This is a genomic window from Bradyrhizobium sp. WBAH42, assembly GCF_024585265.1.
Classification (GTDB): domain Bacteria; phylum Pseudomonadota; class Alphaproteobacteria; order Rhizobiales; family Xanthobacteraceae; genus Bradyrhizobium.
Window position 1 is genome coordinate 3082296 of the sequence record NZ_CP036533.1, and the last position, 14117, is coordinate 3096412.

A 14117-nucleotide genomic window follows, 5' to 3' on the forward strand; every position below is an offset into this window, starting at 1 on the left:
GCCGGGGCGAACCCACGCGCGCGTGATCGAGAGGCAACCATGACCATCAGCATCAATGTTCCTGATATTCACGAACTGAAGCCCCGGATCACCGTATTCGGCGTCGGCGGCGCCGGCGGCAACGCCGTCAACAACATGATCACGGCGGGCCTGCAGGGCGTCGACTTCGTGGTCGCCAACACCGACGCGCAGGCGCTGACGATGTCGAAGGCGCAGCGCATCGTGCAGATGGGCACGGCCGTCACGCAAGGCCTCGGCGCCGGCTCGCAGCCGAACGTCGGCGCCGCGGCGGCGGAAGAGGTGATCGACGAGCTGCGCGACCATCTCTCGGGCGCCAACATGGTGTTCGTCACCGCCGGCATGGGCGGCGGCACCGGCACGGGCGCTGCTCCCGTGATCGCCAAGACCGCGCGCGACATGGGCATCCTCACCGTCGGCGTCGTGACCAAGCCGTTCCACTTCGAAGGCGGCCGCCGCATGCGCACCGCTGAAGCCGGCATCAACGAGCTGCACAAGGTCGTGGATACGCTCCTGATCATCCCGAACCAGAACCTGTTCCGGGTCGCCAACGAGAAGACCACCTTCGCCGACGCCTTCGCGATGGCCGACCAGGTGCTCTATTCGGGCGTTGCCTGCATCACCGACCTGATGGTCAAGGAAGGCCTGATCAACCTCGACTTCGCCGACGTGAGAGCGGTGATGAGGGAAATGGGCAAGGCGATGATGGGCACCGGCGAAGCCTCCGGCGACAAGCGCGCGCTGACCGCCGCGGAAGCCGCGATCGCCAATCCGCTGATCGACGACAGCTCGATGAAGGGCGCCAAGGGCCTCCTCATCTCCATCACCGGCGGCAAGGATCTCACCCTGTTCGAGGTCGACGAGGCCGCGACCCGCATCCGCGAGGAAGTCGACCAGGATGCCAACATCATCGTCGGCGCCACCTTCGACGAAGCGCTCGACGGCCTGATCCGCGTCTCGGTCGTCGCCACCGGCATCGAGCAGGCCGCGATCGCCCGCAACAGCCAGGCCACCTCCGCGCCCGTCGCGAACCCGGCGCCGCAGGTGCAGCAGGCTGCCGCCCCGGCCGCCGCTGCCGAGAGCCGTCTCGCCGACCTGACCGCCCGGCTCCGGGCCGACAACCAGCGTCTGGCCGAGCGTGCCCAGAAGCTCGAAGCCCAGACCCCGGTCGCCGCGCCGGCTCCCGCTGTCGCCGCGCCCCGTCAGAACGTCGAGCGCGCTGCGCTCGCCGCCATCGCCGCTGCCGTTGCCGAGGTGCCGCAGGCGCCCGCGCCGCAGACCTATGGCGACGTCACCGTGCGCCCGATCGCGCAGAAGCCGACCCTGTTCCCGGAGCCCGACATGGCCCCGGTCGCGGTGCAGGAGCCGATGACGCCGGATACCTTCATCCCGCCGCAGGCCGAGCGTCCGGCCCGCGCGCCACGCATGCCGCGAATCGAGGAGCTGCCGATGCCGGCCCAGGCCGAGATTCGGCAGGCCCGCGGCGAGGCTGAGGAAGAAACCCCGCAGAAAACCCGCCTGTCGCTGTTGCAGCGCCTCGCCAATGTCGGCCTTGGCCGTCGCGACGAGGAAAGCGAGCCGCCGGTCGCGGCCCGCACCGCCGGTCCCGCCATGCCGCCGCTGCCCGAGCGCCGGCCGCAGAAGACCGTGGCGCAGCAGATCGCATCCAGCGAGCCGGTATCCGAGTATGCCCGCCGTCCTGCGCCGCAGGGCCTGGACGTCCATGGGCGCCCCGCACCTGTTGCGCCGGCGCCACAGGGTGACGACCATCTTGATATCCCGGCCTTCCTGCGGCGGCAGGCGACCTGAGGATTGTTACAATAAGGCAGACGAAAAAAGGTCCCGGCGAGAAGCTTGCCGGGACCTTTCCTTTTGCCCCGGGCATGTCCGGATTGCGCAGCCAAGCAACTGATTTTAAATCATTAATTACGCATTCGGTGGTTCAGTAAAACTGCCGACAGGGACCCCGAACACCGGCGCAATTTGGTTAAGCCTTGGCGCGAATACGGCAGGTTTGGGGTAACAATCGGTAAAAAAGCGTGAGTTGGCGCTGTTTGAGGCAGCAACTATGGTTTGCCGTGACTTGGGGATACGGGGATTCGGTAGTGTCGGCTCTGGCCGGCCAAGCGGGTCTCGTATAAGTCGCAGTGGGTCGTAGTGGGGCGGGTTCCTGATGAAATTTAGCCGGCAAACAACGCTTCGTGCGCAAGCCTCCGTGGCAGGCGTGGGCGTTCATTCCGGTCTTCCCGTTACTGTCACGCTTGGGCCTGCGCCTGTCGACGCAGGTTTTATTTTTGTCCGGACCGGACTTGAGGGAAGTGACCGCGAAGTCCAGGCGACCGCCGACCAGGTGATCGCGACCGACTTTGCCACCGTCCTCGGCGACCGCACCGGTCCGCTGGTGTCCACCGCCGAGCATGTGCTTGCTGCGCTGCGGGGAATGGGTGTGGACAACGCCACCATCGAGATCGACGGTCCCGAAGTCCCGATCATGGACGGTAGTGCGGCGGCCTTCATCGCGGCGATCGACCAGGCCGGCGTCGTCACCCAGCCGGCGCAGCGCCGCTTCATTCAGGTTTTGAAGCCGATCTCGGTCAAGATCGGCGATTCCTTCGGCGAGATCAGGCCCCACGCCAATGGGTTCCGCGTCGAGGTCGAGATCGATTTCACCAATCCCGTCATCGGCCAGCAGGCTTACGCCTTCGACGTCAACCCTGAAGGTTTCCGCCGCGAAGTCGGCCGGGCCCGGACCTTCGGCCTGATGAGCGATGTCGCGCGGCTCTGGAGCGCGGGCTATGCCCTCGGCGCCTCCTTTGACAACACCGTCGTGTTCGACGACGAGCGGCTGCTCAACACCGAAGGCCTGCGCTACGCCGATGAATGCGCCCGCCACAAGGTGCTGGACGTGATCGGCGATCTCTCGCTGGCCGGGCTGCCGCTGCTTGGCGCCTACCGCTCGGTGCGTGGTGGCCACAAGGTCAATCACGCCGTCCTGACCGCGCTGCTCGCCGACCGGACCGCCTGGCGGGTGGTCGAGGGCGAGGCTGCCCGCCGCACCACGCGTCCCGTGGGTGAGGTCGGTCGCGGCATCGTCGGCGGCCGGATCGCTGCGGCCTTCGGACCGGATGTGTCCTGACGCGGCCTGCCGCCTTCGGAACGTGGTTGGCGGCCCCGGGAAACTCCTGGTAACCATGATCGGCTAGCATTGCGGCAGGTTCGCCTTAATCCGGGCGAAATGCCTCCCTATCCGGTTCGTTAACGGTCGTTTTTCGGATACATCGGCGTGGTCGCACGGCAGGCACCACGGTTACATTTCGCGCCCATGAGGGGTTCGTGGGCTGGCGGACACCGCATCACAGGGCGTCAGGGCTTAAACTCATGTCGGCACAGCGTATGACGCGCGGATATTTCTCGGTCTCGTCGCGAGCCCGCGGGCTGCTTCAGGCCGTCACCTTCATCATGCTCGCGCTGCCGCTCGCCGGATGTGGCACGGGCGCGCTCTGGGACAAGTTCACCGCCAAGGACGACACCTTCGTCGAGGAGCCCGCCGACAAGATCTACAATGAGGGCCTGTACCTCATGAACGAGAAGAAGGACATGAAGGCGGCGAACAAGAAGTTCGAAGAGGTCGACCGCCAGCATCCTTATTCCGAATGGGCCCGCAAATCGCTGCTGATGTCGGCCTATGCGTCCTATCAGGGCGGCGATTATGACGGCTGCATCGGCGCCGCCACCCGCTACGTCACGCTGCATCCCGGCAGCCCGGACGCGGCCTATGCGCAATATCTGATCGCCGCCTCCCATTACGACCAGATCCCGGACATCAGCCGCGACCAGACCCGCACCGAAAAGGCGATCGCGGCGCTGGAAGAGGTGGTGCGCAAATATCCGAACTCGGAATATGCGACCTCGGCCAAGGCCAAGATCGAGGGCGCACGCGACCAGCTCGCGGGCAAGGAAATGAACGTCGGCCGCTACTACGCCCAGAAGCGCGACTACACGGCCGCCATCAATCGTTACAAGACCGTCGTCACGCAGTACCAGACCACCCGCCATGTCGAGGAGGCGCTGTTCCGCCTGACCGAGGCCTATATGGCGATCGGCATCGTCGGCGAAGCGCAGACCGCGGCGGCCGTGCTTGGGCACAATTTTCCTGACAGCCGCTGGTACAAGGACGCCTATAATCTTGTAAAATCCGGCGGTCTCGAACCGAGCGAGAATCAGGGGTCCTGGATCAGCCGGACCTTCAAGAAGATGGGTCTCGGCTAGGAAATTTGGTTCCATGCTGGCGCGTCTGTCGATCCGTGACATCGTCCTGATCGAACGGCTCGATATCGAATTCGCCTCCGGCCTCGCGGTTTTGACCGGCGAGACCGGTGCAGGCAAATCCATCCTGCTCGATGCTTTTGCGCTGGCGCTCGGCGGCCGCGGCGATGCCGGCCTCGTGCGTCACGGCGCGGAGCAGGGGCAGGTCACGGCGGTGTTCGATGTCCCGAAGAATCACCCTGCGACGAAGATCCTGGCCGAGAACGGCCTGGACGACACCGGCGAGATGATTCTCCGCCGCGTGCAGCTCGCCGACGGCCGCACCCGCGCCTTCATCAACGACCAATCGATCAGCGTGCAGACGCTGAAGGCGGTCGGCACCGCCCTAGTCGAGATCCACGGCCAGCACGACGAGCGCGCGCTGGTCGATGCCGCCACCCACCGCCGCCTGCTCGACGCTTTTGCCGGCCTCGAAAAGGACGTCGCGGCGGTCGAAGCGCTCTGGGACGCGCGCCGCACCGCCAACACCGCGCTGGAGGAGCATCGCGCCGCCATGGAGAGCGCGGCGCGCGAGGCCGATTATCTGCGCCACGCCTCCGACGAGCTGAAGCAGCTCGCGCCCAAGGACGGCGAGGAGACCGCGCTGGCCTCCCGCCGCACCACCATGATGCAGGGCGAGAAGATCGCCTCCGACCTGCGCGAGGCGCAGGAAGCGGTCGGCGGCAATCATTCGCCGGTCGCAGCCCTCTCGGCAGCGGTGCGCCGGCTGGAGCGCCGCGGCGTCAACTCGCCGGCGCTGGTCGAGCCCGCGGTGAAGGCGATCGACGCCGCGATCAACGCGCTGGAGGAAGCCGACCAGCATCTCCAGGCGGCGCTGGCCGCAACCGATTTCGATCCGGCCGAGCTCGAGCGTATCGAGGAGCGGCTGTTCGCATTGCGCGCCGCCTCGCGCAAATATTCGACGCCGGTCGACGGGCTCGCCGCGCTGGCCGCCAAATATGCCGCCGACGTCGTCCTGATCGATGCCGGCGCCTCGCGCTTGAAGAAGCTGGAGCAGGCCGCGATCGAGGCAGACAGCCGCTATGCTGCGGCCGCCAAGAAGCTGTCGCTGGCGCGGCAGAAATCGGCGGAGAAGCTCAACAAGGCAGTCAATGCCGAGCTCGCCCCGCTCAAGCTCGAACGCGCCAGGTTCATGACCCAGGTCGAGACCGACGAGGCTGCGCCCGGGCCGCAAGGTTTCGACCGCGTCGAGTTCTGGGTGCAGACCAATCCGGGCACCAAGCCGGGTCCCTTGATGAAGGTCGCCTCCGGCGGCGAGCTGTCGCGCTTCCTGCTCGCGCTCAAGGTCGTGCTGTCCGACCGCGGCTCGGCGCCGACGCTCGTGTTCGACGAGATCGACACCGGCGTCGGTGGTGCGGTGGCCGACGCCATCGGCGGGCGCCTGGCGCGGCTTGCCGGCAAGGTCCAGGTCATGGCCGTGACCCACGCCCCGCAGGTCGCCGCCCGCGCCGACCAGCACCTGCTCATCTCCAAGGACGCCCTCGACAAGGGCAAGCGCGTCGCCACCCGCGTCAATGCACTCGCCGCCGACCACCGCCGCGAGGAGATCGCCCGGATGCTCGCCGGTGCCGAGATCACGGCCGAGGCGAGGGCGGCCGCGGAACGGCTGCTCAAGGCGGCGACGGCTTAGGTTTGTGTCCCGGACGCGCGAAGCGCGAGCCGGGACCCAGAGCTCTCGTCGCATGGGCCCCGGCTCTGCAGCGCACCGCCGAAGAGGCGCCGCGCTCGTCCGGGGCACGAGATTTCCACAAGCCTTTACCCTCCCGCCCGCTACGTCGTATCCAAGCATCATGGCCAGAGCAGCAAAATCCAAAGCAGCACCGCTACGCGACGTCGCCGACCTCACCAAGGCGCAGGCCAAGGTCGAGCATATGCGGCTCGCGCTCGAGATCGAGGGGCACAACGAGCGCTACTATCAAGAGGATGCGCCGACCGTCACCGATGCCGAATACGACGCGCTGCGCCAGCGCCTCAACGCGATCGAGACGCGCTTTCCCGAGTTCGTCACCGCGGAATCGCCCTCGCAGAAGGTCGGCGCCGCACCGTCGGGGCGCTTCAGGAAAGTCCCGCATGCCGTGCCCATGCTGTCGCTCGACAACGCCTTTGCGGAGGAGGACGTGCGCGACTTCGTTGGTCGCATCGTGCGCTACCTGAAGCTCGACGACGACAAGATCGACTTCTCCGCCGAGCCGAAGATCGACGGCCTCTCGATGTCGCTGCGCTACGAGGGCGGCGAGCTCGTCACCGCCGCGACGCGCGGCGACGGCGCGGTCGGCGAGGACGTCACCGCCAACATCCGCACCCTCGAAGACGTGCCGCAGAAGCTGAAGGGCCGCAACATCCCCGACATCTGCGAGGTGCGCGGCGAGGTCTACATGACCAAGAAGGCGTTCCTGGCGCTCAACGAACGGCAGAAGGCGGCAGGCGATACCATCTTCGCCAATCCGCGCAATTCGGCTGCCGGCTCGCTCCGCCAGAAGGACCCGACCATCACCGCCTCGCGCCCGCTCGGGTTCTTCGCCTATGCCTGGGGGCAGATGAGCGCGATGCCGGAAGACACGCAGAGTGGCATGATCAGCTGGTTCGAGCGCTGCGGCTTCAAGACCAATCCGCTGACCAAGCTCTGTCACTCGGTCGAGGAGCTGCTCGCCTTTCATCACGCGATCGAGGAGCAGCGCGCAAAACTCGACTACGACATCGACGGCGTCGTCTACAAGGTCGACCGCATCGACTGGCAGGAGCGGCTCGGCTTCGTCTCGCGCACGCCGCGCTGGGGCATCGCGCACAAATTCCCGGCCGAGCGCGCCATGACGGTGCTGCGCGACATCGAGATCCAGGTCGGCCGCACCGGCTCGTTCACGCCGGTCGGCAAGCTCGAGCCGGTCGGCGTCGGCGGCGTGATCGTGCAGAACGTCACGCTCCACAACGAGGACTACATCAAGGGCATCGGCAACAAGGGCGAGGTGCTTCGCGAGGGGCGCGACATCAGGATCGGCGACACCGTGGTGATCCAGCGCGCCGGCGACGTCATCCCGCAGGTGGTCGACGTCGTCCTGGACAAGCGGCCGAAGACCGCCAGGGAATTCCACTTCCCGAAGAAGTGCCCGTGTCCGCTGCACACCGACGTCGTGCGCGAGGAGACGGCGACGGGCGAGGAGGGCTCGCGCGCCCGCTGCACCGGCGAGTTCGCCTGTCCCTACCAGAAGATCGAGCATCTGAAGCTGTTCGTGTCGCGGCGGGCCTTCGACATCGACGGCCTTGGCGAGAAGCAGCTCCAGTACTTCTTCGACGAGGGCTGGGTGAAGGAGCCCGCCGATATCTTCACGCTGGAGAAGCGCAACGCGAAGCTGAAGCTCGAGGAGGTCGAGGGCTACGGCGCGACCTCGGTGCGCAACCTGTTCGGCGCCATCGAGAGCCGGCGGAAAATTGCGCTGGAGCGCTTCATCTACGCGCTCGGCATGCGCCATGTCGGCGAGACCACGGCGCTGGCGCTGGCGCGCGGCTACGGCTCGTGGGATGCGTTCCACGATGCCTGCCTGAAAGTTGCTGAGGGTGACGAGGAGGCGATGGCCGAGATGGATGCGCTCGACCAGATCGGCGACACCGTGATCAAGAGCATCGCCGATTATTTCGGCGAGAGCCACAATCGCGGCATCGTCGAACGCCTGACCAGGGAGGTCGAGATCGTCGACGCCGAGAAGCCGAAGAGCAATTCGGCCGTCGCCGGCAAGACCGTTGTGTTCACGGGATCGCTGGAGAGGATGACGCGGGATGAAGCCAAGGCCACGGCCGAGCGGTTAGGGGCCAAGGTGTCGGGCTCGGTGTCGAAAAAGACCGATCTCGTCGTCGCGGGCCCCGGCGCCGGCTCGAAGCTCGCGGATGCGAACAAGCACGGCGTCAAGGTGCTGACCGAAGACGAGTGGCTGAAGCTGATCGCGGAGTGAGGGGCACGTCGGCTCCTCACGTTCCGTCGCCATCGCCGAGGCTCCTGTAACAAACGTCCCGTAATGATACGCGGCGGCAAGAGTTCCTTCACCTTTCGCGTTGACCCGATCTTTACCGCTTCACGTCAGGCCGCATTTACCAATGCGCGACGTCGCCCCGTGAAAACACCTGCAATCGCTTGAGTGTGCCGCATGCGCAACGCCGATTAACGCCCCGGCAACCTAAATTAGATACTCACGATAAAGATCGAATTGCACGGATGTACTGAGTTCGATCGGACGAGCGTAAGCGTAGCGTGAGTGTATCGATGTCTGTGTTGCGTAACCATCCGAAGGGCGCGCGGTTCGCGTCCTTCGGCATCGGTCTCTGCATCTTCGCATTGATGCCGAGAGAGACCGGTTATCAGGACATTGCCTCGCTGCTGGCGCGCCAACCCGGCGTCGCTGAGCGGTGGCAGAAGCAGGTGTTCTCTGCTGCGTCCTCGATCCAGCTCGCCACCTACAGTTTTTCCCGTCCCATCGGCACGTCGGTTCCGCAGAGCGCGATGGTTCGGCTCGCCAGCCTCGACGGCCGCGACGTCACCGGCGCGATCAGCCGCAATCCGGCGCTTCAGGCGCCGGCGCGCTACCAGGCTTCCGACTTTCCCAAGGTTGATCGCGCCTTGAAGGGTGATCGCCTCGCAATCGTCACGCCGACACAGTCTCCCGAGACGGTCGCGCCGGCTGCAGCCCCGGCCAAGGAAGATCCCGCGACCTCGAACAGCTCGGTGTTCGGCGCCAAGACCGCCGCATTGCCGCCGGCGATGTCGCCGGAATCCGCGGCCGCGCTCGATCCGGAGCTGCAGGAGGCGCTGCGCGCGCCGCCGCTGCCGCAATATTCCAATCCGCCGCAGGCGAGCGAAGCCGCGCGCGCGCTGGCGGTGCAGCCGCTGGAAGCGCTGAAGCGGGCCGCGGCGCCGGCTGCGCCCGCGCGCGATCCCTTCAGCGTCAAGACATCAAACCTGTTTTTCGGCAGCTCCTCGCTCGGCGGCAATCTCGAGACCATCGAGAGCTGGCAGCCCGGCGCCGAGCCGCTGATCGTGATGCCCGACCCCGACATGAAGATGACGGCCTCGCTGACCCCGCCGACGGCGGAGATCGCCAAGGACATCGAGAGCGGCGAGAGCGTCGCGCCGAAGGGCGAGGTCAACGCCGACAACCAGCGCGCCAAGTCGCCGGCGGAACGGCTCGCGCTCGACGAGAAGGCGCGCGCGAAATCTGAAAAGTGCCTCGCGGAAGCCGTCTACTTCGAATCCCGCGGCGAGGCCGTGCGCGGCCAGATCGCGGTGGCGCAGGTGGTGATGAACCGCGTGTTCTCCGGCAAATATCCCGACACGGTGTGCGGCGTGGTCTACCAGAACAAGTATCGCCATCTCGCCTGCCAGTTCACCTTCGCCTGCGACAACAATCCCGACGTGATCCGCGAGCCCGAAATGTGGGAGCGGGCGAAGAAGATTTCCAAGGCGATGCTCGACGGCCAGATCTGGCTGCCCGAGGTCGGCAAATCGACGCACTACCATGCCTATTGGGTGCGCCCGTCCTGGGTCGCCGAGATGAAAAAGTTGTACAAGACCGGCGTGCACACCTTCTATCGGCCGCGCAACTGGGGTGACGGCAGCGAGGTGCCGAGCTGGGGCTCGCCGGCGCAGACCGCCGCGCTCTCGGCTGAACTCGCGCAGGAAGCCAAGAGCTCCGCCGAGATGGGCGAGCGGCGGTAGTTTCCTTACCTCTCCTTGCTTGCGCAAATGCGCTCCCTCGCCCCGCTTGCAGGGAGAGGGTTGGGGTGAGGGGGACTCTCCGCGAGGACGGTGAGAGTTGGACTCGCGGAGACTCCCCTCACCCGGAATCCGCGCTACGCGCGCATTCCGGCCTCTCCCCGCAAGCGGGGAGAGGCGAAGACGTCACGCCTCGATGTCCAGCGCGCAATCGAAATTCGGAGCTGAATGCGTCAGGGCGCCGGCCGATGCATAGTCGACGCCGGTTGCCGCGATGGCGGCGATCGAGTCCAGCGTGACGCCGCCGGACGCCTCCAGCTCGAGGCGGCCCTCGTTGAGCCTCACCGCCGCGCGCAGCGTCGCAATGTCCATGTTGTCGAGCAGTACCGCGTCGGCCGTTCCGCTGTCGAGCACCTCGCGCAGCTGCGCCAGCGTATCGACCTCGATCTCGATCTTGACGAGGTGGCCCGCATGGGCGCGGGCGCGCTCCAGCACCGGGCGGATGCCGCCGGCCACCGCGATGTGGTTGTCCTTGATCAGGATCGCATCGTCGAGCCCGAAGCGGTGGTTGAAGCCGCCGCCGCAACGCACCGCGTATTTCTCCAGCGCCCGCAGTCCCGGCGTGGTTTTGCGCGTGCAGCAGATGCGCATCCTGGTGCCTTCGGTGCGCGCGACATAGTCCGCCGTGAGCGTGGCGATGCCTGACAGCCGGCCGACGAAGTTCAGCGCAGTCCGCTCTGCCGTGAGGATTGCGCGCGCAGGGCCCGAGATCGTCAGCACGTGCTGGCCGCGCGCAACCCGCGCGGCGTCGCGGACATGTGCGCGCACCTCGACGTCGGGCGACAGCTTCTGCAAGGTCGCGAGCGCCAGCGGCAATCCGGCGATCACGCCGGACTGGCGCGCGACAAGGATGGCCTGCGCGCGCGTCGCTTCCGGGATCGTCGCGAGCGAGGTGATGTCGCCGGCCCGGCCGAGGTCCTCGTCGAGCGCGCGCTCAACGGCCGCCTCGATCGCGAGCGGAGAGAGGAAGGCGTCGGGATAGAGCAATGAGGTCGGGGTGATCATGGGGCCTCCTTCAGGCGATCATGGATTGCGCAATACGTGGCCGCGGGCGTTCATCGAGGCTCTCCGCGACCTCGCGCGCTGCGGCGAGCGTGGTCATCGTTCTCTGCGCCGGCGCCGGGTTTTCGGCCGGGTGATCGGAACGGAAATGCGCACCGCGGCTCTCGCGCCGCGTCCAGGCCGTTGCCGCAACGAGCAGGGCCGAGATCGCCATGTTGCCGAGGGCACCGTGTCCGGCTTTGCGCTCGAGCCTGGCGAAATAGCGCACCGCTTGCGCAAGCCCGTCACCGTCGCGGATCACGCCGACATGTGCGCTCATCGCCGCGCGCAGCCGCTTCACCTCCGCAGCATCCACCGTGCCGGCGCGCGGCATCACCAAAGCGTCCGGCAAGCGGGCCGGCCGGGGCACGGTGCGGCCGCCGATGTCGTCGGCAATGCGGGCGGCATAGACGACGGCTTCGAGCAGCGAATTCGAGGCGAGCCGGTTGGCGCCATGCGCGCCGGTGGAGGAGACTTCGCCGGCGGCCCAGAGGCCGTCGATCGAGCTGCGGCCGTGCGCGTCCACCGCGATGCCGCCCATGTGGTAGTGCGCGGCCGGCGCGATCGGGATCGCTTGCGTCGCGGGATCGATGCCGGCGGCGATGCAGCTCGCATGCACGGCCGGAAACCTCGTCGCGAAGCGCGCGCCCAGCGCCTGGCGCGCATCGAGGAAGGCGCCGCGCCCGGCCGAGATCTCGGCGAACACGCCGCGGGCCACGATGTCGCGGGGCGCGAGCTCCGCGAGCGGGTGGCGGGCGCTCATGAAGCGCTCGCCGTTGCCATTGATCAGCGTTGCTCCTTCGCCGCGCAGCGCTTCGGTGGCGAGCGGTGCCGGGGCGCGGCCGACCATGATGGCGGTGGGGTGGAACTGCACGAATTCAGGATCGGCGATCACGGCGCCGGCGCGGGCTGCGATCGCAAGGCCCGAGCCGCTCGCTTCCGGCGGGTTGGTGGTGACGGCGTAGAGATGGCCGAGCCCGCCGGTCGCCAGCACGACTGCGCGTGAGGCGAGCACGAGCGGCCGTGCCGCGGGATTGCCGGCCTCGCGCAATTGCAGCCCGGTGACCGCGCCGTCCTCGGTCAGCAATGCTTCGGCGACGCAGCCTTCCATCAGGCGGATCGAGGGCGTGCGGCGCACGGCCTCGCTCAAGGCGGCGATGATCGCGGCGCCAGCGCCATCACCGCGCACATGCACGATGCGGCGCGCGGAATGCGCAGCCTCACGTCCGACGGCAAGCCTGCCGTCGAGATCGCGATCGAACGGAACGCCATAGGCGAGAAGATCGTGAATGCGCGACGCCGCCTCGCGCGCGATCCCGAGCGCGACGGCTTCGTCGACGAGGCCGCCGCCGACCGCGACGGTGTCGGCGGCGTGTGCCTCCGGCGTGTCGCCTTCAGCCACGGCCGCAGCGATGCCGCCTTGCGCCCATGCGGTGGATGCGCCGTGCCCGAGCGGTGCTGCCGAGATCAAGGTCACCGGCCGCGGCGCGAGCTTCAGCGCGCAGAACAGTCCGGCAAGGCCGCCGCCGACGATGATGACGTCGTCGGTTGAGCGGGTGAGATCGTGGATGTCGTGCATGTTGCTCGCCCTCAATTGCTCAGATTGATCATGCGCTCGACCGAGCGCCGCGCGCGTTCCGCGAGCGCGGGTTCGATCGTCACCTCCTCGCCAAGCGTCAGCAGGCTCTCCAGGATGTTGGCGAGCGTGATGCGCTTCATGTGCGGGCAGAGATTGCAGGGGCGGAGCATCTCCACATCGGGCAGCTCGGCCCGGACATTGTCGGCCATCGAGCATTCCGTGATCATGACCAGCCGTCGCGGCCGCTTTGCGCGCACCCAGTTGATCATGTGCGCGGTCGAGCCGGTGAAGTCGGCTTCCGCCAGCACGTCCGGCGGACACTCCGGATGCGCGATGATCTGCACGGTGGAATCGGCCTCGCGAAAGCTGCGCAGCTCTTCGCCCGTGAAGCGCTCATGCACCTCGCAGGCGCCTTTCCAGGCGATGATCTTCACGTCGGTCTTCGACGCCACGTAAGTGGCAAGGTATCGGTCGGGCAGGAAGATCACGGTCGGGGCGTTCAGGCTCTCGACCACCTGCACCGCGTTCGAGGACGTGCAGCAGATGTCGACCTCGGCCTTCACCTCCGCCGAGGTGTTGACATAGGCGACGATGGGCACGCCGGGGAATTTCTCCCGCAGCAGCCGCACGTCCGCACCGGTGATGCTGGCGGCAAGCGAGCAGCCCGCGCGCGAGTCCGGGATCAAGACGGACTTGTCCGGATTGAGCAGCTTGGAGGTCTCCGCCATGAAGTGCACGCCGCATTGGACGATGATGTCCGCCTGCACCTTGGTGGCTTCGACCGCGAGCTGGAGCGAGTCGCCGCCGATATCGGCGACGCAATGGAAGATCTCCGGGGCCTGGTAGTTGTGGGCGAGGATGACCGCGCCCCGCGCGCGCTTCAGCTCGTTGATCGCGTGAATCGTCGGCGCCATCAGCGGCCATTCGATAGACGGGATGACGTGCTTGACACGGTCATAGAGCGGCGCGGTCGCGCGTTCGACCGCCGCCGTCCATTCCAGTGACGGCGTCGGCCATGTCGGTCCGGGGGGCACCGGCGCGGCGCGGGAGGCGGCGATGGCCTGGCCTTGCGGCCGGTTGGCGAAGTCGTCGGGACCGTAAATTCCAGTGATCGGCATTGAAGCCTCCCAGGTGTGGCCAATCGAGTGGCTATTATGCTCAATTTGAGAATATATGGAGCCCGAGAAATCCGGCCGAGAAGGCCGGGCGAACGTCGCTGCTACCAAATATGCTCAATCTGAGTAAATCAAACATAGCACGCACCCGCGCGTGCCGCCAGAGCCTGTCGCACACATTCCCGTCACTGCGCACCTGCCAGACGAGGCCAGATTGAAACGCAATGCTCCCGCGTCAGCTCTTCGTGGAATGCAACCGTTTTTGGCTTGGGATTTTCAT

9 protein-coding genes are annotated in these 14117 nt (G+C 66.9%); 6 read left to right on the forward strand and 3 right to left on the reverse strand.

Annotated elements, in window-relative coordinates; translation table 11 throughout:
* The first annotated feature begins 39 nt into the window (after positions 1–39).
* From ftsZ to DCG74_RS14425, 6 genes are all read left to right on the forward strand, one after another.
* A complete protein-coding gene (ftsZ, locus tag DCG74_RS14400; protein ID WP_172787250.1) occupies positions 40–1827 on the forward strand; it encodes a cell division protein FtsZ in 1788 nt (595 codons plus the stop codon).
* A 364-nt stretch (positions 1828–2191) separates the two neighbouring features.
* Complete coding sequence (gene lpxC / locus DCG74_RS14405) at positions 2192–3154, forward strand: UDP-3-O-acyl-N-acetylglucosamine deacetylase (protein WP_172787251.1); 963 nt, start codon at positions 2192–2194, stop codon at positions 3152–3154.
* A gap of 242 nt (positions 3155–3396) precedes the next feature.
* Complete coding sequence (locus DCG74_RS14410) at positions 3397–4287, forward strand: outer membrane protein assembly factor BamD (RefSeq protein ID WP_172787252.1); 891 nt, start codon at positions 3397–3399, stop codon at positions 4285–4287.
* Positions 4288–4300: 13 nt separating this feature from the next.
* Positions 4301–5974 (forward strand): DNA repair protein RecN, encoded by a 1674-nt coding sequence (recN, locus tag DCG74_RS14415; protein WP_172787253.1) that lies wholly within the window; start codon positions 4301–4303, stop codon positions 5972–5974.
* Positions 5975–6134: 160 nt separating this feature from the next.
* The gene (ligA, locus tag DCG74_RS14420) at positions 6135–8288 is read left to right on the forward strand and encodes an NAD-dependent DNA ligase LigA (protein WP_172787254.1); all 2154 of its coding nucleotides are present in this window, start codon (positions 6135–6137) and stop codon (positions 8286–8288) included.
* Positions 8289–8596: 308 nt separating this feature from the next.
* On the forward strand, positions 8597–10045 hold the full coding sequence (locus tag DCG74_RS14425) for a cell wall hydrolase (protein ID WP_172787255.1): 1449 nt from the start codon (positions 8597–8599) through the stop codon (positions 10043–10045).
* Positions 10046–10228: 183 nt separating this feature from the next.
* On the opposite strand, the gene nadC is transcribed toward DCG74_RS14425, so the two are convergent.
* From nadC to nadA, 3 genes are read right to left on the reverse strand one after another with little or no spacing between them, the layout of a single operon-like run.
* Complete coding sequence (gene nadC, locus DCG74_RS14430; RefSeq protein ID WP_172787256.1) at positions 10229–11107, reverse strand: carboxylating nicotinate-nucleotide diphosphorylase; 879 nt, start codon at positions 11105–11107, stop codon at positions 10229–10231.
* A 10-nt stretch (positions 11108–11117) separates the two neighbouring features.
* Positions 11118–12722, reverse strand: a complete 1605-nt coding sequence (locus DCG74_RS14435) for an L-aspartate oxidase (protein WP_172787257.1) — start codon at positions 12720–12722, stop codon at positions 11118–11120.
* A gap of 11 nt (positions 12723–12733) precedes the next feature.
* Entirely contained in the window at positions 12734–13840 is a 1107-nt protein-coding gene (gene nadA, locus DCG74_RS14440; protein WP_172787258.1) for a quinolinate synthase NadA, read from the reverse strand.
* Positions 13841–14117 lie beyond the last annotated feature (277 nt).

What these genes read in the sequence shown, in the direction of transcription:
- ftsZ (WP_172787250.1), top strand. Translation starts at nt 40, where the DNA reads ATGACCATCAGCATCAATGTTCCTGATATTCACGAACTGAAGCCCCGG.
- lpxC (WP_172787251.1), top strand. Translation starts at nt 2,192, where the DNA reads ATGAAATTTAGCCGGCAAACAACGCTTCGTGCGCAAGCCTCCGTGGCA.
- DCG74_RS14410 (WP_172787252.1), top strand. Translation starts at nt 3,397, where the DNA reads ATGTCGGCACAGCGTATGACGCGCGGATATTTCTCGGTCTCGTCGCGA.
- recN (WP_172787253.1), top strand. Translation starts at nt 4,301, where the DNA reads ATGCTGGCGCGTCTGTCGATCCGTGACATCGTCCTGATCGAACGGCTC.
- ligA (WP_172787254.1), top strand. Translation starts at nt 6,135, where the DNA reads ATGGCCAGAGCAGCAAAATCCAAAGCAGCACCGCTACGCGACGTCGCC.
- DCG74_RS14425 (WP_172787255.1), top strand. Translation starts at nt 8,597, where the DNA reads ATGTCTGTGTTGCGTAACCATCCGAAGGGCGCGCGGTTCGCGTCCTTC.
- nadC (WP_172787256.1), bottom strand. Translation starts at nt 11,107, where the DNA reads ATGATCACCCCGACCTCATTGCTCTATCCCGACGCCTTCCTCTCTCCG.
- DCG74_RS14435 (WP_172787257.1), bottom strand. Translation starts at nt 12,722, where the DNA reads ATGCACGACATCCACGATCTCACCCGCTCAACCGACGACGTCATCATC.
- nadA (WP_172787258.1), bottom strand. Translation starts at nt 13,840, where the DNA reads ATGCCGATCACTGGAATTTACGGTCCCGACGACTTCGCCAACCGGCCG.